The 544-nt window shown below is 46.7% G+C and carries 1 protein-coding gene and 1 pseudogene; both read left to right on the top strand.

The window, feature by feature from the left end; genetic code table 11:
• A pseudogene (locus CIK04_RS30430) lies at nucleotides 1-196 on the top strand (acetate kinase); the annotation flags it as partial.
• A 137-nt stretch (nucleotides 197-333) separates the two neighbouring features.
• On the top strand, nucleotides 334-544 hold a 211-nt coding region (locus CIK04_RS30425; protein WP_142995044.1), incomplete at its 3' end, for an AAA family ATPase.

The raw sequence follows: 544 nt of genomic DNA, 5'->3' as shown, positions 1-544 counted from the left end.
TGCACCTATCCGTGAAATGGTTCTTAACCGCCTAGGCATCTTCGGTATCGAAGTTGACAGCGAAGCTAACCTTAAAGCACGTTTCGGCGGCGAAGGTGTTATCACAACAGCAAACAGCCGTATCCCAGCAATGGTTATCTCGACTAACGAAGAGCTTGTTATTGCAGAAGACACTGCTCGCCTAGCAGGTCTTTAATTGACTTCTCTGGCTAGCCTTCAGGCTAGCAGWATTCTTTTGATAAAGAATCTGGGGCTTCACTTCTATTGTTTGGTCCACCAAACCATAAGCAGTAAAGCTTTYAAATCCCCCAATAGTTAAAGGTACTTTCTCTGATGTCCCGTACTATTATGCTTATCCCTGCGAGTGCTGGTGTTGGTCTTACTAGCGTAAGCATGGGTGTTCTTCGCGCTATGGAGCGCAAAGGCGTTAAAGTTTCTTTCTACAAGCCTATCGCACAACCACGTAGCGGCGGTGATCTTCCTGATCTCACTACCACTATCGTTGGCGCAAACAGCGATATGAAGATTGGCGAACCCCTATTGA

This window comes from Vibrio sp. 03_296, assembly GCF_002265885.1.
Note: the sequence above shows the minus strand (reverse complement) of the source record. Positions and strands in the feature narration are given on the sequence as shown.